This is a genomic window from Gammaproteobacteria bacterium (assembly GCA_030680605.1).
GTDB lineage: Bacteria > Pseudomonadota > Gammaproteobacteria > SURF-13 > SURF-13 > JAQBXX01.
On sequence record JAUXUQ010000019.1, the window covers coordinates 72352 to 96598 of the forward strand.

General features: G+C 61.8%; 24 protein-coding genes. 15 read left to right on the plus strand and 9 right to left on the minus strand.

Annotated features, from left to right (window positions below; translation table 11 throughout):
* The first annotated feature begins 24 nt into the window (after positions 1-24).
* Positions 25-912, plus strand: a complete 888-nt coding sequence (locus Q8L89_07680) for an SDR family oxidoreductase (GenBank protein ID MDP1708925.1) — start codon at positions 25-27, stop codon at positions 910-912.
* On the opposite strand, the gene Q8L89_07685 is transcribed toward Q8L89_07680, so the two are convergent.
* From Q8L89_07685 to aroE, 4 genes are read right to left on the minus strand one after another with little or no spacing between them, the layout of a single operon-like run.
* Complete coding sequence (locus Q8L89_07685) at positions 878-1267, minus strand: DUF2784 domain-containing protein (GenBank protein MDP1708926.1); 390 nt, start codon at positions 1265-1267, stop codon at positions 878-880. The genes Q8L89_07680 and Q8L89_07685 overlap by 35 nt on opposite strands.
* A 5-nt stretch (positions 1268-1272) precedes the next feature.
* Complete coding sequence (gene xth, locus Q8L89_07690) at positions 1273-2040, minus strand: exodeoxyribonuclease III (protein MDP1708927.1); 768 nt, start codon at positions 2038-2040, stop codon at positions 1273-1275.
* The gene (gene prlC, locus Q8L89_07695) at positions 2037-4076 is read right to left on the minus strand and encodes an oligopeptidase A (GenBank protein ID MDP1708928.1); all 2040 of its coding nucleotides are present in this window, start codon (positions 4074-4076) and stop codon (positions 2037-2039) included. The genes xth and prlC overlap by 4 nt, the downstream gene beginning before the upstream one ends.
* Before the next feature lie 19 nt (positions 4077-4095).
* On the minus strand, positions 4096-4947 hold the full coding sequence (gene aroE / locus Q8L89_07700) for a shikimate dehydrogenase (protein MDP1708929.1): 852 nt from the start codon (positions 4945-4947) through the stop codon (positions 4096-4098).
* Between the two features lie 205 nt (positions 4948-5152).
* Here aroE and ppx point away from each other — a divergent pair, with 205 nt between their 5' ends.
* Positions 5153-6622 (plus strand): exopolyphosphatase, encoded by a 1470-nt coding sequence (ppx, locus tag Q8L89_07705; GenBank protein MDP1708930.1) that lies wholly within the window; start codon positions 5153-5155, stop codon positions 6620-6622.
* A 31-nt stretch (positions 6623-6653) separates the two neighbouring features.
* Here the strand turns inward: ppx and ppk1 are convergent, their stop codons facing one another.
* A complete protein-coding gene (gene ppk1 / locus Q8L89_07710; protein MDP1708931.1) occupies positions 6654-8723 on the minus strand; it encodes a polyphosphate kinase 1 in 2070 nt (689 codons plus the stop codon).
* An 86-nt stretch (positions 8724-8809) separates the two neighbouring features.
* Positions 8810-9823: a porphobilinogen synthase gene (hemB, locus tag Q8L89_07715; protein MDP1708932.1), complete on the minus strand. Its 1014-nt coding sequence runs from the start codon at positions 9821-9823 to the stop codon at positions 8810-8812.
* A gap of 388 nt (positions 9824-10211) precedes the next feature.
* On the opposite strand from hemB, the gene Q8L89_07720 reads away from it, so the two are divergent.
* From Q8L89_07720 to Q8L89_07740, 5 genes are all read left to right on the plus strand, one after another.
* Positions 10212-10622 (plus strand): prepilin-type N-terminal cleavage/methylation domain-containing protein, encoded by a 411-nt coding sequence (locus tag Q8L89_07720; protein ID MDP1708933.1) that lies wholly within the window; start codon positions 10212-10214, stop codon positions 10620-10622.
* A gap of 196 nt (positions 10623-10818) precedes the next feature.
* Complete coding sequence (locus Q8L89_07725; protein MDP1708934.1) at positions 10819-11349, plus strand: ACT domain-containing protein; 531 nt, start codon at positions 10819-10821, stop codon at positions 11347-11349.
* Between the two features lie 49 nt (positions 11350-11398).
* The gene (locus Q8L89_07730) at positions 11399-11872 is read left to right on the plus strand and encodes a peroxiredoxin (protein MDP1708935.1); all 474 of its coding nucleotides are present in this window, start codon (positions 11399-11401) and stop codon (positions 11870-11872) included.
* Positions 11873-11923: 51 nt separating this feature from the next.
* On the plus strand, positions 11924-13327 hold the full coding sequence (locus tag Q8L89_07735; GenBank protein ID MDP1708936.1) for a PhoH family protein: 1404 nt from the start codon (positions 11924-11926) through the stop codon (positions 13325-13327).
* A gap of 33 nt (positions 13328-13360) precedes the next feature.
* Entirely contained in the window at positions 13361-13621 is a 261-nt protein-coding gene (locus tag Q8L89_07740; GenBank protein MDP1708937.1) for a hypothetical protein, read from the plus strand.
* Between the two features lie 24 nt (positions 13622-13645).
* On the opposite strand, the gene Q8L89_07745 is transcribed toward Q8L89_07740, so the two are convergent.
* Genes Q8L89_07745 through Q8L89_07755 form a run of 3 tightly spaced genes read right to left on the minus strand, consistent with a single transcriptional unit; the run spans position 13646 to position 18366 of the window.
* Positions 13646-16849: an efflux RND transporter permease subunit gene (locus Q8L89_07745; protein ID MDP1708938.1), complete on the minus strand. Its 3204-nt coding sequence runs from the start codon at positions 16847-16849 to the stop codon at positions 13646-13648.
* A complete protein-coding gene (locus Q8L89_07750; GenBank protein ID MDP1708939.1) occupies positions 16839-17888 on the minus strand; it encodes an efflux RND transporter periplasmic adaptor subunit in 1050 nt (349 codons plus the stop codon). The genes Q8L89_07745 and Q8L89_07750 overlap by 11 nt, the downstream gene beginning before the upstream one ends.
* Before the next feature lie 19 nt (positions 17889-17907).
* Positions 17908-18366 (minus strand): EVE domain-containing protein, encoded by a 459-nt coding sequence (locus Q8L89_07755; GenBank protein ID MDP1708940.1) that lies wholly within the window; start codon positions 18364-18366, stop codon positions 17908-17910.
* A gap of 79 nt (positions 18367-18445) precedes the next feature.
* Here Q8L89_07755 and Q8L89_07760 point away from each other — a divergent pair, with 79 nt between their 5' ends.
* From Q8L89_07760 to ptsN, 8 genes are all read left to right on the plus strand, one after another.
* A complete protein-coding gene (locus tag Q8L89_07760; protein MDP1708941.1) occupies positions 18446-19450 on the plus strand; it encodes a KpsF/GutQ family sugar-phosphate isomerase in 1005 nt (334 codons plus the stop codon).
* Positions 19447-19968: a 3-deoxy-manno-octulosonate-8-phosphatase KdsC gene (gene kdsC / locus Q8L89_07765; protein ID MDP1708942.1), complete on the plus strand. Its 522-nt coding sequence runs from the start codon at positions 19447-19449 to the stop codon at positions 19966-19968. The genes Q8L89_07760 and kdsC overlap by 4 nt, the downstream gene beginning before the upstream one ends.
* A gap of 17 nt (positions 19969-19985) precedes the next feature.
* Positions 19986-20570 (plus strand): LPS export ABC transporter periplasmic protein LptC, encoded by a 585-nt coding sequence (lptC, locus tag Q8L89_07770; GenBank protein MDP1708943.1) that lies wholly within the window; start codon positions 19986-19988, stop codon positions 20568-20570.
* A complete protein-coding gene (lptA, locus tag Q8L89_07775; protein MDP1708944.1) occupies positions 20551-21087 on the plus strand; it encodes a lipopolysaccharide transport periplasmic protein LptA in 537 nt (178 codons plus the stop codon). The genes lptC and lptA overlap by 20 nt, the downstream gene beginning before the upstream one ends.
* A gap of 11 nt (positions 21088-21098) precedes the next feature.
* Complete coding sequence (gene lptB / locus Q8L89_07780; protein ID MDP1708945.1) at positions 21099-21824, plus strand: LPS export ABC transporter ATP-binding protein; 726 nt, start codon at positions 21099-21101, stop codon at positions 21822-21824.
* Positions 21825-21907: 83 nt separating this feature from the next.
* Positions 21908-23380 carry an RNA polymerase factor sigma-54 gene (locus Q8L89_07785; GenBank protein MDP1708946.1) on the plus strand — a complete coding sequence of 491 codons (1473 nt, stop codon included), beginning with the start codon at positions 21908-21910 and terminating at the stop codon, positions 23378-23380.
* A gap of 30 nt (positions 23381-23410) precedes the next feature.
* The gene (gene raiA / locus Q8L89_07790; GenBank protein MDP1708947.1) at positions 23411-23737 is read left to right on the plus strand and encodes a ribosome-associated translation inhibitor RaiA; all 327 of its coding nucleotides are present in this window, start codon (positions 23411-23413) and stop codon (positions 23735-23737) included.
* 48 nt (positions 23738-23785) lie between these two features.
* Positions 23786-24247, plus strand: a complete 462-nt coding sequence (gene ptsN, locus Q8L89_07795; protein MDP1708948.1) for a PTS IIA-like nitrogen regulatory protein PtsN — start codon at positions 23786-23788, stop codon at positions 24245-24247.

Sequence of the window (24247 nt, forward strand, 5' to 3'; positions counted from 1 at the left end):
CTGTTTTCACACCCCAGAGGAACCATGACCGGGCCAGTGCTGATTATCGGCTGTGGCGATATTGGCGCACGTGTGGCCGCAGGCTGTGTGGCGCGTGGCGACAGCGTAAGCGCGCTGGCGCGTTCAGCGGCGCGTATTCCGGCGCTACAGGCCATGGGCGCGGCGATAGTGCCCGGTGATCTGGACGATGCTGCTTCGCTGACCAAGCTGCCGACGCGGCATGCGCTGCTGTACTATTTTGCCCCGCCGCCGGAACAGGGCAACACCGACCCACGCATCGGGCGCTTTCTGCGCGCCGTCACAGCGTCTGCGTTACCGCATAAAATCGTCTACATCAGCACCAGTGGTGTGTATGGCGACCACCAGGGTGGCTGGGTGGATGAGGACACGCCGCCTAACCCGCAGACGGCGCGGGCCAAGGCCCGCCTCGATGCCGAGACCCAACTGCTGGTGTGGGGGCGCATGTACGCTGTGCCAGTGGTAATCCTGCGTGTAGGTGGTATCTACGGACCGGGGCGTTTGCCGGTTGAGCGTCTGCGGCAGGGTGGGCCTGTGCTACGACGCGAGGAGGCGTCTTTTACCAATCGCATCCACGCCGATGATCTTGCCCAGGTGTGTATTGCCGCCGCCGAACACGGCGCAGTCGGGTGCATATACAACGTGTGCGATGGCGAACACAGCACGATGACGGACTACTTCAACGCCGTCGCCGACTGGCTGGGTCTGGCGCGCCCACCGCAGATCACGCTGGCCGAGGCGCAGCACGTATTGAGCGCCGGCATGCTGTCCTATCTCCATGAATCACGGCGCATGGATAACCGGCGCATGCGCGAGGAGCTGGGTGTCAGGTTGCTCTACCCCACTCTGGAACAGGGGCTCATGTCCTGCGCGGGGGATACAGCACCAGGGTGACGAGCACTAACAGGCCGAACAGGCTATAGAGTACCGTGAACGCCCATGCCGGCGCGCCGTAAAATAATAAACGACCCAGCCAGTGACCGATGAAACTCATGTCGTAGCCAGCGCCCCCGGCGAGTTCGCGCAGATCATTTTCCAGCAGCGTAAGCGGGCAGCGCACGCCCAGCCACGCCTCCGCCACCACAAAGCCGATGGCGCCAAGGTGCAGCCAGCGGAGCCAACCATTGCGCGTCCACGACCACTGCCTGATCCAGCCTGCCACGATCAGCGCCTGGCCCCCAACCACGAACAACACGTAACTGGCATGCAGGACAAGCACACCGTCGGCAAGCCAAGCGTATAAACGCACGTCCATCACACATTGAATGCTGCGATGACCGGCGCGTGATCGGAGGGGCGCTCCAGCTTGCGCGGAGTGGTATCGATGTGGCAGCCGGTACACAGTGCACGTAGCGCGGGGCTGATGAGGATGTGGTCGATGCGCAGGCCGTGGTTACGCCGGAACCCGCCGGCACGGTAGTCCCACCAACTGAACACGGCCTCCTGTTGGTCAAACAGGCGGAAACAGTCCAGCAGGCCGGAGTCTTGCAGTTGTCTGAACGCCGCGCGCTCGGCGTCGCTCACCAGCACCTGGCCTTGCCATGCTGCGGGGTCATGGACGTCACGATCCTCGGGGGCGATATTGAAATCACCCAGCACGATGAGGTGTTCGTGCGTGCTGAGTTGCTGCTGAATCCAGCCGCAGACTTTTTCGAGCCAGGACAATTTATAAACGTACTTGTCCGAGCCCACGCTGGAGCCATTGGGTACGTAAAGATTGATGACCCGCAGGCCGTTGTAGCTGGCTGCCAGCAGCCGCCGTTGCGGGTCGTCGAGTCCGGCGATATCACATACCGTGTCGGCAGGCAGGGTTCGGCTCAGCAGGGCGACGCCGTTGTAAGTTTTCTGGCCGGAGAAGACCACCTGATAGCCTGCGGCATGGATCTCCCCCAGTGGGAAGTCATCGTCCACGGTTTTTGTTTCCTGCAGGGCAACGATATCCGGCTTTTCGCTGTCGAGCCAGGCCAGCAGGTGCGGTAGCCGCACGCGCAGGGAGTTGACGTTCCATGTGGCAATTTTCACGCGGCGATGCCGCTGTGACGCAACAGCGCATCAATGCGTGGCTCACGGCCACGGAAGTCGATAAACAACGCCATGGCATCACGCACACCGCCCTGTTCCAGTATGCTGTGTAGAAATTGCTGCCCGGTGTTGTGGTCGAATATACCCTGCTCCTCGAATTTTTCGAAGGCGTCGGCAGACAGCACCTCGGCCCACTTGTAACTGTAATAGCCTGCCGCATAACCTCCTGCGAAGATATGGGTGAAGTTGTTGGCGAAGCGCTCGAACTCGGGCGGCTGCAGGACGGCAACGGCCTTGCGTACCTCGCGCAGCAGCTCACGGATGCGCCCGCCTTGTGCCGGGTCATATTCCAGGTGCAGGCGGAAATCGAACAGTGAAAATTCCAGTTGCCGCACCATCTGCATGCCGGCCTGAAAATTGCGCGCGGCCAGCATCTTGTCGAGCAGCGCCTGAGGCAGTTGCTTGCCGGTCTGGTAATGGCCGGAGATGAGATCCAGCGCCTCCCGTTCCCAGCACCAGTTTTCCATGAACTGGCTGGGCAGTTCCACCGCATCCCACGCCACGCCGTTGATGCCGGAGATGGCAAGATGGTCAACGCGGGTGAGCATGTGGTGCAGCCCATGACCAAACTCATGAAACAGGGTGATCACCTCGTCATGCGTGAGCAGTGCAGGCTGATTACCGACCGGGGTGCTGAAGTTGCAGGTAAGGTAGGCCACGGGTGTTTGTACGCCCTGCGGTGTGCGGCGGCGTGCCACACATTCATCCATCCAGGCGCCACCACGCTTGTGTGAGCGGGCATAGGCGTCGAGATAAAATTGGCCACGCAGTTCATTGTTGCTGTCACGGATTTCATACAGCCGTACATCGGGGTGCCAGACTTCTATAGCGTCGGCCTCCGTGATGCGGAGGCCGTAGAGGCGCTGTACCACCTCGAACATCCCCGCCAGAGTCCGTGGCAACGGGAAGTAGGGGCGCAGGTCTTCCTGTGAGATCGCATAGTGGTGCACACGCAGTTTTTCGGCGTAATAGGTGGTGTCCCAGGCGTCGAGTTGAGTAACGCAGTGCTGGTCCCGCGCAAACTGCCGCAGTTCGTCCAGCTCGCGTTGCGCCATCGGCCGCGAACGTTCTGCGAGGTCGGTGAGAAACGCCACCACCTGCTGTGTGGATTGGGCCATTTTTTTTGCCAGCGACAGCTCGGCATAGTTGGCGTAGCCCAGCAGTTGGGCCAGTTCGTGCCGTAACGCGAGCAGGCGCTCCATGAGAGGCTGGTTATCCCACTGGCCGGCATTGGGTCCCTGATCGCTGGCGCGTGTCATATAGGCGGTATACATTTCGCGTCGCAGTTCGGCGCTGTCGGCGTACTTCATCACCGGCGAATAAAGCGGGTAGTCGAGCGTGAAACGCCAGCCAGGCTCGCATGCCTGCTCTGCGGTCTGCCGTGCCAGTGCGCGTGCCGAGTCCGGCAGTCCGGCGAGCAGGCCTTCCTCGGTGATGGATTTGGCCCAGCCCTGGGTGGCATCCAGCACGTTTTCCTCGAATTTGGCGGTGAGGCTGGAAAGCGCCTGCTGAATATCGCGGTAGCGGTCTTGCTGTGCTGGCGGTAACGCGACACCGGCGAGGTGGAAATCGCGCAGGGCGTTGGCGATCACTTTTTTGCGGGCGGCATCCATCTGCGCATAGTCAGGGCTGTCGGCCAGGGCCTGGTAGGCCTGATACAGCTGCGTGTTTTGTCCCAACTCGGTTGCATAGGCGCTCAGTTTCGGCAGGCAGGCGTTGTACGCCGCGCGCAGGGCATCCGAGTTCAATACGGCGTTTAGATGGCTGACCGGCGACCAGACGCGCCCCAGTCGGTCATCCAGCGCCTCAATCGGCGCCACCAGGGTGTCCCATGTAGGGTGCTCGGTGGTGGACAGCAACTGTGCGATGCAGGCACGGTTTTCGGCCAGCACGGTATCAATGGCGGGTTCGACGTGTTCGGCCTGGATGGCGCGAAAGCGTGGCAGGGTGGTGAGATCAAGCAGTGGGTTGTGCATGGTGTGCTCCAAAATCCGGTTAGCAGTCATTGTTACGTAGGGCCGCAATGACCGGTGCAGTGTCGGGCAGTATGCCGCGCCAGAGATAAAAGGCCTCGGCGGCCTGTTCAACCAGCATGCCGAGACCGTCGAGTGACTTTTCCGCGCCCTGCCGCTCTGCCCAGTGCATGAAAATGGTCGGCTGCGCGCCATACATCATGTCGTAACACCAGCCGCCGGTTGCCACGATGCCATCCGGCAAGGGCGGCATGTCGTGTTGCAGGCTGGCGGCGGTGGCATTGATGATAAGGTCGAAGGTGTGTCCTGTGAGGGCGGGAAAGCCGCCGCCCGCTATCTTACCGGTGCCGGAAAATGCGGCGGCGAGTTCCGCCGCCCGATCCGGGGTGCGATTGGCAATGACCAATACGGCAGGATTTTCCGCCAGCAACGGGCCGATCACGCCGCGTGCTGCGCCACCTGCGCCGAGCAGCAGCACACGGCGCCCGGCGATGATGCCGCCATGGTTGTGCAGAATATCGCGCACCAGCCCGACGCCGTCGGTGTTGTCACCGTAACGCGTGCCGTCGGCCTGAAACAGGAGGGTGTTCACGGCCTGGGCCTGTTGCGCGCGGGGGCTTAGTGCGTCGCTTAGTGCGCAGGCCTCCTGCTTGAAGGGCACGGTGATGTTCACACCCTTGCCACCTGCGGCCTGAAAGTTGCCGAGCGCTTGCGCCAGGCCGCCGCTATCCACGTGAATGGCCTCATAGCTCAGGCTGTGTCCGCACTGGCGTGCGAAGGCAGCATGGATAGCGGGTGATTTACTGTGCGCCACCGGGTTGCCCATCACCGCGTAGCGTGCATTTTCCGGTTTGAAATCAAAGAGTGATGACATGAGCGCCTTGGGCCTGGAAACAGGCGGCGGCTTGGGATTTTTGCTACAGTAGCCCCGGCTGTACACCAATTATAACAGGCGACAGGCGGAGAATTCATTGGCGCGTACGGCAAGTCGATCAATCGCCCTGAAAGCCGCGCCGGGCGCGAAACACGGCAGGCGGGCCAAGGCTGCGCCGCGCGCTGGGCCACGTCTGCTGGCAGCGGTGGACCTCGGCTCCAACAGCTTCCACATGATTGTGACGCAGGTGGCCCAGGGCAGGCTACACGTACTCGACCGGCTGCGGGAGATGGTGCGGCTCGCTGCAGGCCTGAACAAGCAGGCCAATCTCAGCAAGCGTGCGCAACAGCGCGCCCTGGCCTGCCTCAGCCGTTTTGGCGAACGCTTGCGCGGCCTGCCGCCGGGCAGTGTGCGGGTGGTCGGCACCAATACCTTGCGCAAGGCGCGTAATGCGGCTGAATTTATTGCGGCGGCACAGCGTGCGCTGGGGCATCCGGTCGAGGTCATCGACGGGCGGGAGGAGGCGCGTCTCATTTATCTGGGTGTGGCGCACAGTCTGGGGGAAAGTGTTGGCCAGCGACTGGTGGTGGACATCGGCGGCGGCAGCACCGAGTTGATCATAGGCCGTGGTTTCGATCCGCTCCACATGGAAAGTCTGAGTATCGGCTGTGTGCGGGGCAGTACAGACTTTTTCCCCAAAGGGGTACTCAGCCGCGTCAACTTCGAACGCGCCCAGTTGGCCGCGCACCAGGCGCTGCTGCCGCACGTGGCCCGCTACCGCAGCCTGGGCTGGACGGAGGCGGTGGGTGCATCTGGCACTATCAATGCGGTGCAGGAAGTGCTGCGTGCACAAGGCTGGAGTGACGAGGGCATCACCCGCGCGGGTCTGAACAAGTTGCGCAAACGACTCATCGCCGCCCGCCGGATTAAGGGGCTGAAGCTGGCAGGTTTGCGCAGTGAGCGTGCGGCAGTATTTCCCGGAGGCGTTGCCATCCTGATGGCTATTTTCGAGAGTCTGGGCATTACCCGCATGGTGTATGCCGATGGCGCGTTGCGTGAAGGCGTGCTGTACGACATGTGGGGGCGCAGGGCGCGGGGTACGGATGTGCGTGAACGCAGTGTGCAGTGGCTGGCGGCACGTACCGGGGTCGATGCCGCGCAGTCACAGCGTGTTGCGCGGAGTGCCGCGCTGCTGCTACAGCAGGTAGCGCAACCCTGGCACCTGCAGGCAGAGGATGCTCGTCTGCTGGCGTGGGCCGCGCAGTTGCATGAGGCCGGGCTTTCCGTCAGTCATGCCCAGCACCATAAGCACGGCGCCTATCTTGCCGAACAAACGGACATGGCGGGATTTTCGCGCCGCGACCAGCAGTGGCTGGCCACATTGATACTGGCGCAGCGCGGCAAAATCCCTGTGGCGGCGCTGCGGGCCCTGCCGGGCAGGTTGCGCCTGGCAAGTACGCGTCTGTGCCTGCTGCTGCGGCTGGCCGTGGTGCTGCATCGCAGCCGTAGTGCGCGGCGTCTGCCGCACATCCGGCTCAAGGCGGCGGGCAAGAGTGTGACGTTGTCGCTGCCCAAGGTCTGGGCCGCACGGCAACCGCTGACCTGCGCTGATTTAAAAGAGGAGGTGGCCTGCCTCAAGAGCGCGGGTATCAGGTTGCGACTGGGTTTTCGCTAGGGGCATCCGAGACACAGCAGCGCTTCCGGCATCAGTCCGCGAGTTTTTCCAGCAGGCGCTGCTGGGCTGAATGTGCATGCCCCGTCTTGGGCGTGACCCGCTGATATTCACCCGTGCTGTTCAGCAGCCAGGTTTGGGTGTCGTCGGTCAGGTAGGCGCGCAGGCCTTCATCCACCAGCCGTTTGGCCAGACGTTTGTCCTCCACCGGGAAACACACCTCGACCCGGCGGAACAGATTGCGTGGCATCCAGTCGGCGCTGGAGCCATACACACAGGAGGCACCGTCATTGTGAAAGTAGTACACACGGCTGTGTTCAAGAAAACGGCCGAGCACGGAACGCACCTGGATGTTTTCCGAGACGCCCGGCAGGCCCGGCCTCAGGCAGCAAATGCCGCGCACCAGCAAGTCGATTTTTACCCCTGCGCAGGAGGCCTGATACAGCGCCTCAATGATCTGGGGATCGGACAGCGCATTCATGCGGGCGATGATATGCGCCGGTCTGCCAGCGCGTGCGTGCTCCACCTCGCGAGTAATCATCTCGCACAGGGTCTTGAACAACGTAAACGGTGACTGCAACAGTTTTTTGAGTTTGCTCGCCCGCCCCAGCCCGGTGAGCTGCTGGAATACCTTGTGCACATCATCGCCAATCGTCTTGTCGCAGGTGAGCAGACCGAAATCGGTATAACTGCGGGCGGTGCGCAAGTGATAGTTGCCGGTAGAGAGATGTACATAGCGGCGCAACTGTTTACCCTCGCGCCGCACCACCAGCAGCATCTTGGCGTGGGTCTTGTAGCCGACCACGCCGTACACGACGTGTGCCCCGGCGTCCTGCAGGCGGTTGGCAGAACTGATGTTGTCAGCCTCATCAAAGCGCGCGCGTAATTCAACCACGACAGTCACTTCCTTGCCCGCATGCGCGGCTTCTGCCAGCACATCCACCAGCACCGACTCGGCACCGGTACGGTAGAGGGTTTGCTTGATGGCGAGTACGTCCGGGTCCGCCGCCGCCTGCCGCACAAAATCGATGACCGGCGCGAACGACTCGAACGGATGGTGCAACAACACGTCGCCCTGACGGATGGCGGCAAACAGGTCGGCGGGGTGAGCGAGACGGCGCGGCAGCCCGGGCGTAAAGGGCGGGTATTTGAGGTCGGGCCGGTCGACCTGCTCGGCAATCATGAGCAGGCGGTTGAGATTCACGGGACCCTCCACCTGGTACAGATCGTCGGTGCCCAGATTGAACTGACGCAACAGGAAGTGCGCCATTTCAGGCGCGCAGTTATCCGCCACCTCCAGCCGCAGGGCATCGCCATAATGACGCATGGGCAGTTCGCCTTCCAGCGCCTGCAGCAAGTCATCGATTTCTTCTTCGTTGACAAACAGCTCGCTGTTACGCGTGAGACGAAACTGGAAGCAGCCGGTCACCTGCATGCCGGGAAACAGTTCACCCACATGGGCGTGCAGAATGGAGGACAGAAACACGAAATCGTGGGGGCCTTTGGCGCATTCCCGGGGAAGATGAATCAGGCGCGGCAGCGAACGCGGCGCCTGTACCACGGCGGTGGCGCTGTTGCGGCCAAAGGCGTCCTTGCCTTCCAGCGAGACAACAAAATTGAGGCTCTTGTTGAGTATGCGCGGAAAGGGATGGGCCGGGTCGAGGCCCATGGGGCTGAGCACCGGTAACAGCGCATCATTGAAATAGCGCTTTACCCAGGCGGACTGTTTGGCATTCCAGTGGGTGCGGCGCAGGAAACGGATATTTTCCGCGGCGAGTGCCGGGATCAGGGATGCATTCAAAGTCCGGTACTGTTCTGCGACCAGCGTGTGTGCCGCGGCACTGACGCGTTGCAAGGTGTCCTGTGGGCTTAAGTGGTCGGCTTCCGCCTGCGCAGCGCCCGCCTGCGCTTTTTGCTTCAGACCGGAGACACGGATTTCGAAAAACTCATCCAGATTGGTGCTGGAGATGCACAGAAAACGTAACCGCTCCAGCAGGGGGAGGGTGGTATCGGCTGCCAGTTCCAGCACGCGGCGGTTGAACTCCAGTTGCGAGAGTTCGCGGTTGATATAGAGGTCGGGCTGCCTCAAGTCGATATCGCTCATGGCGTGAGGATATGAAGTAGTTGTGACGGGGGCGTTACACGCGGGTCCCTGCCTCTGGCCGGAGGGGGCGGGATGGTGTGGCCGGGCTACTTCAGCCACTCTGCTGCGCGTTTGGCGAAATAGGTGAGGATGCCATCGGCACCGGCGCGCTTGATACACACCAGCGACTCCAGCACCACCGCACGCTCATCCAGCCAGCCGTTTTGTGCGGCGGCCATCAGCATTGCGTATTCGCCGCTCACCTGATACACAAATGTCGGTGCGCCGAATTCATCCTTTACCCGCCGCACGATATCGAGGTAGGGCAGGCCGGGCTTGATCATCACCATGTCGGCGCCTTCGGCCAGATCGAGCGCCACTTCGCGCAAGGCTTCATCGCTGTTGGCCGGATCCATCTGATAGGTGTATTTATCGCCCGCGCCGAGGCCCGATTTGAGATTGGCCGCCGAGCCGACCGCATCGCGAAACGGGCCGTAAAAACCGGAGGCGTATTTCGCCGCATAGGCGAGGATGCGGGCGTGGCTGTGGCCGTTGGCTTCGAGTGCGCTGCGAATTGCGCCGATGCGCCCGTCCATCATGTCCGAGGGTGCCACCACGTCGGCGCCGGCCTCGGCGTGCGACAGTGCCTGCTTCACCAGCGCCGCGACGGTCTCGTCGTTCAGCACATAGCCGCTGGCGTCAATCAGCCCGTCCTGGCCGTGGGTGGTGTAGGGGTCGAGCGCGACGTCGGTAATCACGCCGAGTGCTGGAAGCTCCTTTTTCAGCGCCCGCACCGCGCGTTGGACCAAGCCATCCGGGTTCCAGGCCTCTTGTGCATCCAGCGATTTCATTTCCGCTGGGGTAACAGGAAATAACGCAATCGCGGGTATGCCGAGCTTTACCAGCGCTGTCGCTTCTTTAAGCAACTCGTCCACACTCACCCGTTCAATGCCGGGCATGGAGGCCACGGCCTCGCGCTTACCCTTGCCCTCGAGCACAAACATCGGGTAGATGAGATCGTCTACCGTGAGCGTGGTCTCGCGCATCAAGCGGCGGCTGAAGGCATCGCGCCGCATGCGGCGCATCCGGGTAGAGGGAAAGCGGCTGTCAGACGGAGTCACGGAGGGGTTCCCGGTAGTGGTTTGATCGCTCAGGCAATATTAGCACAGCGGGAAAGGGCGTCGCCCCCGGACGGCAGCTTTCCCGGTGGCCGAGAGGGTGATAGTGACGCAGGCTGCAAGGGCATAAAGTGACGCTGTGTGTCACTTTATGCCCGACAGGGCGTCCATCAAGGTGGCTTGAGGTGACGTATCGCCTTTTTTTGTTAAGTATAATACTTTTATATATCATAGAACTATTGCGTATATGTCAAACCTTTTCTGATTTCTGGCACGAATCTTGTTGTACATTCTTTTGACATGCTTCGGGGGTGCTGACCTGTTGCCCGTGATGTGCCGACAGAGCCCTGAAGCCAACAGAACTCAACTACAATTTTTCAAGGAGCAGGACATGCAAAAAATACAACAAGGCTTTACCCTGATCGAGTTGATGATCGTGGTTGCCATCATCGGCATTCTGGCGGCAATAGCAATTCCGTCATATAACGACTACACAAAGAGAGCTAGATTTTCTGAAGTACTATCTATTGGGGATGCCTATAAGATTGCCGTCGCTGAGTGTTTCGCAAGTCTCGGTACTCTAACTGGCTGTACTGCGGGATCCAATGGCGTGCCTGCTGCCGCTGCTGCGACCACCAGTTTGGCGGCAGACATGAGAGTAGCGGATGGTGTAATCACCATGACCGGTACTACCGCTGCGGGTGGGTGGACTTCAATCTTGACGCCAGCACAAAATGCAGCTAACACCGCGATTATCTGGGGACAGACGGGCACTTGCTTGACGAACAAGGCCTGTAAGTAAGTAACGCGCAGGAGGGTGCAGCGTAGCGCACCCCAGCGTTACCAACCCAGGTTGGGCCGACGACGAAACACAGGCTCAACCCTCCAAAGCCCCGCGCATGCGGGGCTTTGTTTTTCCGCCCGCCGCAATTGCCTGTATAATCCTCCTTAAATTCCCTCCACTTATACTCAGACTGCACCGGGGCGCCTGTATCGCAATGAAAGTCTTGCTGGTTATTTCCGCCCTGGGCGCAGACCGGCCCGGCCTGCTCAAGGAGCTGGCGCAGGCCTTGATGGAGTGCGGATGCGGCATTGCCGACAGCCGCATGACGGTGCTGGGGGGCGAGTTTGCCGCGGTGCTGATGGTGACCGGCAACTGGAGTGCGGTGGCCAAGGCCGAAGGCGCGTTGCCGGGGTTGCAGGAGCGGCTGGGGCTGGCGATCAACGCGCATCGCACCGAGGCGCGCGCCAGCGAGGCACCGCTGCTGCCGTACGTGGCCGAGATCGTGACGGTGGATCGCCCCGGCATTATCTACCGGCTGGCCGATTTTTTCACCGCGCGCGGCATCAATGTCGAGGATCTCTATACCAGCGGCTACACCTCGGCCCACTCTGCCACTTCGATGTTTTCCCTGACCATGACGGTCAATATTCCGGCTGAGGTGCATATCGCCGCCCTGCGCGACGAGTTCATGGGCCTGTGCGAGGAGTTGAATCTGGATGGTGTGCTGGAGCCATTGAAGCGTTAGAACCCTGAGCCACTGCAGGGGGTGAGAATATGTTCAAGGAGGCTGTCAGATGAGCAGGATCAGTATGGGCACGGCGGTGCCGGACTTTGAGCTGCCCGCGACTGGCAATCAGCGGGTGCGGCTGTCAGGTCTGAAAGGCAAGAATGTCGTGCTCTACTTCTACCCCAAGGACAAGACCCCCGGCTGCACGCTGGAGGGGCAGAATTTCCGTGATGCTGCCAAGCAGTTTGCCAAGCTCAATACGGTGATACTCGGCGTGTCGCGCGACAGCATAAAGCTGCACGAGTCATTCAAGGAGCAGGAAGGGTTCAGTTTTGATTTGCTGTCAGACGCGGATGAAGAGGTCTGCAAGCTGTTTGATGTCATCCAGCCCAAGATCATGTATGGCAAGGAAGTGGTGGGTGTGCAGCGCAGCACCTTCCTGATCGACAAAGCCGGCATGTTGCGTCAGGAGTGGCGCAAGGTGAAGGTGGAAGGCCACGTGGACGAGGTGCTGGTGGCAGTGAAGGCGCTCAGCAAGTAACCCCTTCCTCGCCGAAGCAGGGGACGTTTGGCTTGAAGGGTGTTAACGGTTATGCCCAGAAAAGAAATCACCGGCAAGCGGCTGTTTGTGCTCGACACCAATGTGTTGATGCACGATCCGACCGCGATCTTCCGCTTCCATGAGCACGATGTCTATCTGCCGATGGTGGTGCTGGAGGAGCTGGATGCGGGCAAGAAGGGGCTGTCTGAGGTAGCTCGCAACGTGCGCCAGGTCAGCCGTTTTCTGGATGACCTGATGCATAACGCCAGCAAGGAAGAAATCGACAACGGGCTTGCGTTGCCCGCCTACAGTCAGGCCGCTGCCGCCCGCGGACGGCTGTTCTTCCAGACCCGCCGCATGCCGCTCGAATTGCACGAGGCGCTGCCCGGCCATCGCCCGGACAACAACATCCTCGGCACCGTTATCGCGCTGCAACAGGAGCACCGCGATGTCACGGTGATCCTGGTCTCCAAGGATATCAACCTGCGCATCAAGGCGGCGGTGCTCGGCGTGCATGCCGAGGACTATTACAACGACCAGGTGCTGGACGATGTCAGTCTGCTGTACCGGGGCAGCGCGGAACTGCCAGCGGATTTCTGGGACAGGCACAGCAAGGACATGACCTCGTGGCAGGAAAGCGGGCGCACGTTTTACAAGCTGAGTGGCCCGGATGTGGAAAACTGGCACCCCAACCAGTTCCTGTCCGGCACCGGCGACAGTGGTTTTGAGGCCATCGTGCGGACGCTGGAGGGCAGTGGCGCAACCATCGAGCTGGTGCGCGATTTTCTCAACCCACGCCATGCGGTGTGGGGCATCAACGCGCTCAACCGTGAGCAGAATTACGCGCTCAACCTGCTGATGGATCCGGAGATAGACTTCGTCACCCTGCTCGGCACCGCAGGTGCGGGCAAGACGCTGCTCACGCTCGCCGCCGGGCTGGAGCAGGTGCTGGATGAAAAGCGCTACAGCGAGATCATCATGACCCGGGTGACGGTGCCGGTGGGCGAAGACATCGGCTTTTTACCAGGCACCGAGGAGGAGAAGATGACACCCTGGATGGGTGCGCTGATGGACAATCTGGAGGTGCTGACCAAGTCCGACGTCGGCGGCGACTGGGGCCGCGCTGCTACCAACGACCTGCTGCGCAACCGCATCAAGATCCGCTCGCTCAATTTCATGCGCGGGCGCACCTTCCTCAACAAGTTCATTATTCTCGACGAAGCGCAGAATCTGAGCGCCAAGCAGATGAAGACGCTGATTACGCGCGCCGGACCGGGCAGCAAGGTGGTATGCCTCGGCAACGTGGCACAGATCGACACCCCCTATCTCACCGAGACCACCTCGGGCCTGACCTATGTGGTGGACCGGTTCAAGGCCTGGCACCACAGCGGCCATATCACCCTGATGCGCGGCGAGCGTTCACGCCTTGCAGACTACGCCTCCGAGGCATTGTAGAATGCCGTATCACCCAGGACAGGAGCTGCACGCATGAAGAAGGCACCCTCGCTCGGTTGGTCACTGTTGCTGGCCGGTATCGCGCTGGCGTGGCTGGGGCTGTTCCTTGCCGACGCGCTCATGTTGCTGCACTCCGCCCTGCTGCATTTTGGCGAACACATGCAGATGCTGTGGGAGTATATGGAACCGTTGCCGCAGGCGCTGGTGGTGGTCGGGTTGCTGGCAGTGGTGGCGGCACTGGGGCTGTTTATCAGCGAGCGCCGCCGCCGCAGCACACCGGGTGAGTGGTACTGAGGCAAGTCTTTTCCCGGTAGCGCGTTAGGGTTTGTCCGCCGTCTGCCCCTGCCTGTAGCTGTAGTAGAGCAGCGGTATCACCAGCAGTGTCAGCAGCGTCGAGATCAGCACGCCGCACAACAGCGAGATCGCGAGGCCGTTGAAGATCGGGTCGTCCAGGATGAACAGCGCGCCCAGCATGGCCGCAAGGCCGGTGAGCACAATGGGTTTGGCACGTACGGCACCGGCGCTGATGACCGCGTCTCCCAGCGTCACACCCGCCTGCAGTTTCTGGTTAATGAAATCCACCAGCAGTATCGAGTTGCGCACCATGATGCCGGCAAGCGCAATCATGCCGATCATCGAGGTGGCGGTGAATTGCGCGCCGAACAGGGCGTGCCCCGGCAGAATGCCGATCAGCGTCAGCGGAATCGGCGCCATGATAATGAGCGGGACGAGGTAGGAGCGGAACTGCCCGACCACCAGCAGGTAGATCAGTATCATGCCGACGGCATAGGCAATGCCCATGTCGCGGAAGGTCTCGTAGGTGACCTGCCACTCGCCGTCCCACTTGATGCCGTAACGATGCACATCCTGCGGCGCCCGGATGAAGGACTGGCGGGGGCTGATGTCGTCCAGACGGGCGCCGCCTGCCAGGGCCGCGCTGATGTCGAACATGGCATACAGCGGACTGTCGAGCGGGCCCGCCATGTCGCCCGCCACATACACCACCGGACGCAGGTCTTTGTGATAAATCGACTGCTCACGCCGGGACTCGGTGACGTGGGTGAAGTTGGACAGCGGTACCAGCGACCCGTTGGCCGCCCGTACGCGCAGGGCGAGCAAGGTGGAGAGCCGGGCCTTGTCGCCGGGGCTGAATTCGAGCCGGATCGGCACGGCATATTTGGCCTGCGCGTCATGCAGGTAGCTCACGTCTTCGCCGCCGAGCACGGTGGCGAGCGCCGCCACCACGGTTTGCGGCGTCACGCCACTGAGCGCTGCCTTTTGCTGGTCGACGCGCAGCAGCAGTTTGGGCGCGGGCGCCTCCACGCTGCTGTCGACATCGACCACGTCCGGGGTGCGCGCGAACAATTGTGTCAGCGCCTCGGCTACGCGGAGTTGCCCGGCGTAATCCGGGCCATAGACTTCCGCCAGCAGCGGCGCGCTGACCGGTGGGCCGGGCGGTACCTCGACGATTTTGACGTTGGCGCCGAAGCGGTTGCCGATGTCCTGCAACGGCGCACGCACGGCCTGCGCAATGGCGTGGCTCTGGCGCTGGCGTTGCGATTTTTCCACCAGGTTGACCTGGATGTCACCGGCATGGGCCGACTGGCGCAGGTAATACTGCCGCACCAGGCCGTTGAAGTTGATGGGCGCCGCCGTGCCGGCATAGGTCTGATAGTCGCGCACTTCCGGCACCGTGTTGAGATAGGCCCCCAGTGCATCCAGCACCCGCGCCGTGCGCTCGACACTGGTACCCTCCGGCATGTCCACCACGATCTGGAATTCGGATTTGTTATCGAACGGCAGCATCTTCATCACCACCAGCCTGGCCGCGACCAGTACCAGCGACAGCACAATCAGCAGGGCAAGCCCGGCCCACAGCCAGCGCCGCCGGGTGCGGCCGCGGGTGTTATCCAGAAAGGGCGACAGGCCGCGCTGAAACAGCCCTTGCAGCCGGGCGGCGAGGCGCGCATCCCGCGCTTCACCAGCGTGCTGATGCGTGCCCATGAGTTTCAGGCTGAGCCACGGCGTGAGAACGAAGGCGACCGCGAGCGAAATCAGCATGCCCAGGCTGGCATTGATCGGGATAGGACTCATGTACGGCCCCATGAGACCTGAGACAAAGGCCATCGGCAGCAGTGCCGCGATCACGGTGAGGGTGGCGAGGATGGTTGGTCCGCCGACTTCATCTACCGCGCGCGGTATGACTTCACGCAGACTGCCGCCGGGTGGCGGGCGCTGGCGATGAATATTTTCGACCACCACGATGGCGTCGTCCACCAGGATGCCGATGGAGAAGATGAGCGCAAACAGCGACACGCGGTTGAGTGTAAATCCCCAGGCCCAGGAGGCGAACAGGGTCAGTGCCAGCGTGACGACAACGGCCACGCCCACAATCACGGCCGCGCGCCAGCCCAGCGCGGCGAATATCAGCAGCACAACCGCGAGGGTGGCGAATACCAGCTTGGTCATGAGCAGTTGCGCCTTGTCGTCGGCAGTCGCACCATAGTTGCGCGTGACGCTGACCTCGACGCCGGCGGGAATGACGATGCCCTTGAGATGCTCGATGTGGCTGAGTATCTCGTCGGCAATGGCGACGGCGTTGGTGCCTGCCTGCTTGGCGATGGCCAGTGTGACCGCAGGCGGTGCGGCGTGTGCCTCGCTGCGATTTCCGAAGCGCACGTACTGCTCCGGTTGAGCGGGCCCGTGGGCAATGTCAGCCACATCGCGCAGATGCACCGGCGTGTGCTGGCTGAGGCCGACCACCAGCGCGCCGATGTCGTCGGCGTTGCCGAGGAACTGTCCACCCTCAATCAGGATTTCGCGGTCGTCCAGCACCTGCACGCCGGACGGCTGCGCGCTGTTGGCCGCGCGTAATGCGTGGCGCAGGTCATCCAGTGCAATGTTAAAGCCCGCCAGCCGCACCGGGTCGATGCGTACGCGCACGACTTCCGGGGCGCCGCCGACCGTGTAAATATCGCGCGTGCCGGTGATTCGTTTGAGTTCGGTCTCCAGCGTGTGCGCTATTTTCTGTAACGGATAAGCGGTGTAGGCCGGGTCTGTGCTCCACAAGGTGAGCGTGACGATGGGCACGTCGTCGATGCCTTTGGGTTTGATAAGCGGTTGCGCCACGCCGAGGTTGGCGGGCAGCCAGTCCTGATTGGAGTAGATGGCGTTGTACAGGCGTACGATGGCGCGGGTGCGGTCTTCGCCCACCTTGAATTGCACCGTGAGCACGGCGCGCCCCGGCAGCGACTGCGAGGTGATGTGTTCCACGCCTTCGATCTCGGACAGCACCTGTTCTGCCGGTGTGCTGATGAGGTTTTCAATTTCGCGCGCGCTGGCGCCGGGGTAGGCAATGAAGACGTTGGCGAAGGTGACGTCGATCTGCGGCTCTTCCTCGCGCGGTGTGACCAGCACGGCGAAGATACCCAGCAGCAACGCTGTAATGGCAAGCAGCAGCGTGAGTTCGGAGTCGACAAAACGCTGCGCGATACGGCCTGCCAGACCAAGCTTACGGGCCACGTGGCGAGTCCGCAGGCGGCTCCTTCAGCCAGCGCATGGCGCGCAACGGGTCGAGCGCAATACGTTCGTTTTCGGCCAGCCCGGCGAGTACCTCGATCTGGTCAGGCCCGGCAGGCAAGCCGATGCGGATCTGGCGCAGCGCGACCCGACTGCCCGCATCCACTACATAGACGGCGGTTATCTCGCCGCGCACCACCAGCGCCTGTGTCGGCACCCGCAGGCGGCGCTCGCTGCCGGTGATGAACAGCAGCTTGGCAAACATGCCGGGATACACCGACTCGGTGCCGGTCGGCAGTTCGGCGCGCACCTGATACACGTGGCTGGCCGGGTCGGCGTAGGGCGCGAAGGTGAGGCGGGTGGCGGTCACGGTTTGCGCCGGGGCGTCGAGTTGCACCTGCGCCTGTTGCAGCGTGCGCACCACCGCCATGTCAGCCTGCGGCACACTGGCTACGGCACGCAGTGTCTCCAGTGAATAGCCGCTCATCAAGGCCTGGCCAACGGTCACGGTCTCGCCGGTTTCGACATGACGCTGTGTGACGACACCACTGTAGGGCGCACGGATGACCGTGTAGCCCAATTGTTCGCCGGCCTGACTGATACCCGCCTGCGCTGACGCAACCCGTGCCTGTGCCGACTTCAGGTCGGCGCTGGCCTTGTCGAGGGCCGCCTTGGGCAGCAGGCGTTTTTCGTAAATCGTGCTGACGCGATCAAACTCCGCCTGGGCCTCCCGCAGGCGGGCTTCCGTCTCGCGCAGTGTGGCTTGCCCGGCAGCGAGTCCGGCGCGCTGCTCGGCGTTGCGGATGCGCAGCAGCACGCTGTCACGCGGCATGGCATCACCGACGTCGAAATAGATCTCGACCACGCGCCCGTTTACCTGCGCCGACACGGTGGATTGCCGTGTCGCTTCAATCACGGCGTCGAAGGCCTGTTCACGCGGCACTTCCCGGTAGCTTACCGTCACGGTCTCAAACGGCAATTCCGCCGCCAGCGCGGTGGAGATTCCAGCCACTGCTCCATAGCCGAGCAGGCTGGCCAGCACACCATAAGCGCGCAGGCGCTTACTCCAGCGCCAAAATGATATCCCAGTGTGTCTGCGAGAGCGGCAGGATGGAGAGGCGGTTGCCACGCCGGAGCAGCGCCAGATCGCGCAGGGCGGGGTGCGCCTTGAGTTCGGCGAGGCTGATGATGCGCTTGAGTTTGCGTTTATAGCGTACGTCGACGCGGAACCAGCGCGGGTTATCGGGCGTGCTTTTCGGGTCATGGTATTTGCTCTCCGGATTCAGCGCCGTGGTGTCAGGATACCCCGCCCGTACGATTTTCATCACCCCGGCAATGCCCGGCACGGCGCAGTTGGAGTGATAGAAAAAGGCCAGATCGCCCACCTGCATATCATCGCGCAGCATGTTGCGCGCCTGGTAGTTGCGCACGCCGTCCCAAGGCTCTGTCTGCTGCGGGCGCAGCTTGAGATCGTCGATACCGAAGGCATCGGGCTCGGATTTCATCAACCAGTAGTTCATATATTGCCTTGGGTTTTCGCACTATACTAGCGGAAAGTCGGTTTGGTGGCTGTAGCCGGATTCCTATACACTTGGCGCGATGAAAGGCTATGTCCACAGTCAGCGACGACGCATGGATGACGTGACGCTCTACCGCATGGCACGTGCCGTGATCGACACTGAGGCCCGCGCGGTGGCCGCGCTCAGCACGCGTATCGACGCGGATTTTGCGCGCGCCTGCCAGTACCTGCTCGACTGCGAAGGGCGCATCGTCGTGATCGGCATGGGCAAGTCCGGCCACATCGGCAGCAAGATCGCCGCCACACTGGCCAGTACCGGCAGCCCGGCCTTTTTTGTCCACCCGGGCGAGGCGAGTCACGGCGATCTCGGCATGATTACCGCCAAGGACGTCGTGCTCGCACTTTCCAATTCGGGTGAAACCGATGAAATCCTTACCATCGTGCCACTCATCAAGCGCCTTGGTGTGCCGCTGATCGCACTGACCGGCAATCCGGACTCCGCGCTGGCGCGCAGGGCCAGCGTGCACATCGACGTGAGTGTGGCAGAGGAGGCCTGCCCGCTCGGGCTGGCGCCGACGGCCAGCACCACGGCGGCGCTGGTGATGGGCGATGCGCTGGCAGTATCGCTGCTGGAGGCTCGCGGCTTTACCGCAGAGGATTTTGCACGCTCACACCCTGCCGGGCGTCTGGGGCGGCGCTTGCTGCTGCTGATTGGGGACATCATGCACACCGGTGACCGTATTCCGAAGGTCACGGAGCAGGCACCGCTCAGCGAGGCGCTGATGGAAATGACGCGTAAGGGCCTGGGTATGACCACGGTCGTGGACGCCGATGGCCGGTTGCTCGGGATTTTTACCGACGGTGATTTGCGCCGTGCGCTGGATCATGCGCTGGACGTACATACGACACCCATGACCCAGGTCATGACACGTGGCGGCAAGGTAGCACATGCCGACATGCTGGCCGCCGAGGCCTTGCAGCTCATGCAAAGGCACAAAATCAGCGCCCTGCCGGTGGTTGACGCAGAGCACCGGGTGGCCGGCGCCTTCAACCTGCAGGATTTGCTGCGGGCGGGTGTGGTATGAAGGATATCCTCGAAAAGGCCGCCCAGATCAAGCTGGTGGTGTTCGATGTGGACGGCGTGCTTACCGATGGCAGCCTGTATCTCGGTGACGATGGCCAGGAATACAAGGCCTTTCACTCGCGCGATGGCCACGGCATGAAGATGCTGAGGCAAACCGGCGTGCAGGTCGCGGTGATTACCGGGCGCACCTCGCAGGTGGTGGTGCACCGCATGGCCAATCTGGGCGTGGAGCATGTTTATCAGGGCCAGCTGCACAAGTTGTCGGCCTTTGAGGCGTTGATCGCCAAGCTGGGGTTGGGGGCGGAGCAAACCGCGTTTGTGGGTGATGACGTGGTGGATTTGCCGGTGATGCGCCGGGCCGGTCTCGCCATTGCAGTGCAGGACGCGCATCCTCTGGTCAAGGCGCATGCGCACTGGCAAACGCCGAGCCTGGGTGGCCGCGGCGCCGCGCGTGATGTGTGCGAACTCGTCATGGAGGCGCAGGGGCATCTTGATGCGGAAATGCAGCGCTATCTGTGATGCGGTTACCGCCTCGAGTGCACTTCAAATGGCCGGAGCGGCGCACGCTGGTGTTGATACTGATACTCGTTGTGCTGGCCTTGGTGAGCCAGTGGCTGCTCAGCCTGAATGAGGCGGGACGTCAGGGCGAGGAAGCCACCCTGCGCCACGAGCCGGATTACACTATGGAGAATTTCGTTATCACCGGTATGAATGAGAGGGGTCAGCCCACACATAAGCTGCAGGCCCCGCTGATGGTCCACTATGCTGACGATGGCAGCGCCGAGTTCACGCAGCCTGCAATGACACTGTATCAGAAGGATGCGGCGCCGTGGGAGGTGCGCTCCGCGCGTGGCTGGATGTCGAAGGATCGCAAACGTATTCTGTTGCAGGGTGAGGTGCTGATTGAAAATCCGGCAGCGCCCGCGCGCGACGTGTGGCGTATTGAAACCCACGATCTCACGCTGTTGCCGGACGCGGAGTATGCGGAAACCTCAGCACCGGTCACGATTACCGGGCAGACCAGCGTCACACGGGGCGTAGGGATGCAGATATTTATCAAGGAAGGACGGCTGAAATTGTTGTCCAAGGTACGAGGCAGATATGAAGCAAAGAAACGCTAGGGCGGTACTGTTGCTGCTGGGGTTCGGGTTTGTGGGCGGCGCGCAGGCGCTGTCATCAGACAAGCAGCAACCGCTGACGATTGAGGCCGATACGGTAGAAATCGATGACAAGTCCGGGGTGAGCGTCTATCAGGGCAATGTGGTGGCCGTGCAGGGCACGCTGGAGTTGAAGGCCGATACCGTGACGATCTACAGCCCGCAGCGGGTGCTTGACAAGGTGGTTGCCGTGGGCAATCCGGCGAGTTTCAAACAGCGCCCTGACAACAAGAGCGAGGATGTGCGCGCCAAGGCGCAGCGCATGGAGTATTACGCCGACAAGGAAAAACTTATTCTGCTGGAGGGCGGGCACCTCTGGCAGGGCAAGGATGAGTTCAGCGGTAATCGCATCGAATACGATATGCGGCTCGACGTGGTGAATGCCAGCATGTCGAGCACAGGCAAGGAACGGGTGCGCATCATCATCCAGCCGCGCGACAAGGCTGTGCCCGATGGTTCCGCGCCCGCGACCAAGCCCTAAGCGCCGGGTTGATGAGCCTGCTCTCGGCCCGCCATCTGGTCAAGCGCTACAAGTCGCGTAGCGTCGTCAATGATGTCTCGATCGAAGTCAGGAGCGGTGAGGTGGTCGGGCTGCTGGGCCCCAATGGCGCTGGCAAAACCACCTGCTTTTACATGATCGTCGGCCTCGTGCCGTGCGCCAGCGGCCAGATCCGGCTGGACGAATATGACCTGACCCACTATCCCATGCATGCGCGCGCCCGGTTGGGGATAGGGTATCTGCCTCAAGAGGCGTCAGTGTTCCGCAAACTGACGGTGGCTGACAATATTTTGGCGATTCTGCAGACCCGGCCCGACCTTAGCCCGGACGAGCAGGCAGAGGTATGCAAGGACCTGATGCGCGAGTTCCATATCGACCACCTGCGCGACAGCCTGGGCCAGGGCCTGTCCGGCGGTGAGCGCAGACGGGTCGAAATAGCCCGTGCGCTGGCCGCCGACCCCAGTTTCATTCTGCTGGATGAGCCCTTCGCCGGGGTCGACCCACTCTCGGTGATCGATATTCAGGCTATCATCAATCACCTGCGCGAACGTGGTATCGGCATCCTGATCACGGACCACAAGGTGCGCGAGACCCTGGGTATCTGCGCCCGCGCCTATATCATGAATGAGGGCCGGGTGATCGCCGAAGGCACGCCGGACGCCATCCTCAGCCATGCCCATGTCAAGGAGGTCTATCTGGGGGAGCATTTCCGGCTCTGAATCGGGTATGATGGAAGTTGGCACGAGATTTGCCATGCCCTGTGTAAACCCCTCCGATAGATCGCAGGCATGGAAGACTGACTATGAAACAATCAATGCAACTCCGTCTTGGTCAGCACCTCACCATGACACCCCAGTTGCAGCAGGCGATACGCCTGTTGCAACTCTCCTCCATGGAATTGCACACGGAAATCCAGCAGGCGCTGGACTCCAACCTGATGCTGGAGCTGGACGAGGACGATAGCGCCGGGTTCGCGGCCGTGGAACAATCGGCCTACGCTACAGAGGCTCCGGCGCAGGCCGTGACGGAGGCCGCCGGAAGCGAGCACGACGGCTACGAGGGGCAGCATCAGGATCAGGCTGTGGATACGCTGTGGGAGGATGCCTATGACGTAAATACCGCCTACACGCACGCTCAGGATCCTGATAGCCGTGGCTATGAGTCCCATGACGCTGCCACGGAAAGTCTGCGCGATCACCTCGTGTGGCAGATGCGTCTGACACCGTTTTCCGATACCGACATGATGATTGCCGCCGCCATCATCGACTCCATCAGTGATAGCGGTTATCTCAACAGCAGCATCGAGGATATCCGGTCTGGCCTGCAGGGTGCGCTGGCCGAAGAGGACGTGACGCTGGATGCTATCGAGGCCGTGCTGCACCGGGTGCAGAATTTCGACCCGGTCGGCGTGGGGGCTCGCGATCTGCGTGAGTGCCTGTTGCTTCAGTTGCATCAATGTCCCAGGGGTACGCCCTGGCTGGAGCAGGCCAAACGCCTGGTTGGCGATGATCTGCCGCTGCTTGCCAGCCACGACTATGCCCAGTTACGTCGCCGTCTGGGCGTCACCGAGGATGACCTGCGCGCGATCATTGCCCTGGTGCATGGTCTCAATCCGCGTCCAGGCGAGCAGGTGACCGAGAGCCAGGCCGAATACATCACGCCCGACGTCTATGTGAAGAAGCATCGGGGTGCCTGGCAGGTATTTCTCAATCAGGGCGCAGCGCCACGCGTGCGCATCAATCACCAGTATGCCGGCCTGATCCGGCGGGCCGACAACAGCACGGACAATTCCACCCTGAAAAACCATTTACAGGAGGCGCGCTGGTTTATCAAGAGCCTGCAGAGCCGCAATGAAACCCTGCTCAGGGTCGCAACCTGCATCGTCGAGCGGCAGCAGGGCTTTCTGGAGCACGGCGAAGAGGCGATGAAACCGCTGGTATTGCGTGACGTGGCCGAGACGCTGGGCATGCACGAATCGACCATTTCACGCGTCACCCGGCAGAAATTCATGCACACCCCCCGTGGTATCTTCGAACTCAAGTACTTCTTCTCCAGTTGCGTCAGCACCGACACGGGCGGGGAGTGCTCCGCCACCGCCATCCGCGCGGTAATCAGGAAGCTGGTGGCGGCCGAGCACACGGCCAAACCCCTGAGCGACAGCAAGATCGCCGGGATACTGGTCAAGCAGGGCATTAACGTTGCACGGCGAACTGTGGCAAAATACAGGGAATCGCTGACCATCCCACCCTCTAACGAGCGCAGGCGTATGGCCTAGATTCTTCTTCCATCTTAAGGAGCCCGATCCATGAACCTCAGCCTCAGTGGCCATCATGTTGAGATTACCCCCGCCTTACGCGCCTATCTGACGAACAAGCTTGAACGTGTGCAGCGACACTTCGACCATGTGACAGACATGACCGTGGTGTTGTCGGTTGAAAAGCTGCGCCAAAAGGCCGAGGCCACCCTGCATGTGAGCGGTGCGAGCCTGCATGCGGACGCGGAGGATGGTGACATGTACGCGGCGATAGACGCGCTGGCGGACAAGCTCGACCGTCAGATCAAGAAGCACAAGGAGAAGCTTACGGATCACCACCGCTCCGAAGGCGCGCTGAAAAACCAGCAGCACAGCTAAGGGTGTTACAGGCCTCGCCATTCATGGCGAGTCTGGTTGCAGAGTCACATGCAGATTACTGACCTCATTATTCCACAACGTATCGCCTGTCGCGCCCGTGGTGCGAGCAAAAAACGCGCATTGGAGCTGTTGAGCGAGCTGCTGGCCCAGGCGGAGACCGGGCCTGACGCCCAGGAAATATTTAACAGTCTGGTCGCACGTGAGCGCCTGGGGGGCACCGGCCTGGGGCATGGCTTTGCGCTGCCGCATGGGCGGGTGCAGGGTGGGCAGCAGCCCATCGGTGCCTTTGTCCGGCTGGCCGACGGGGTAGACTTTGACGCCGCGGACAAGCAGCCGGTCGACTTGCTGTTTGCCCTGTTGGTGCCTGAGAAATGCACCGCGGAGCACCTGCAGATACTCGCCCTGCTGGCGGAGATGTTCAACGACAAGGGCCTGCGTGCCGAATTGCGGGCCGCTGACTCAAGTACAGCCCTGTACGACATTATCAGGGACTGGCGCCCCGCCGCCTGA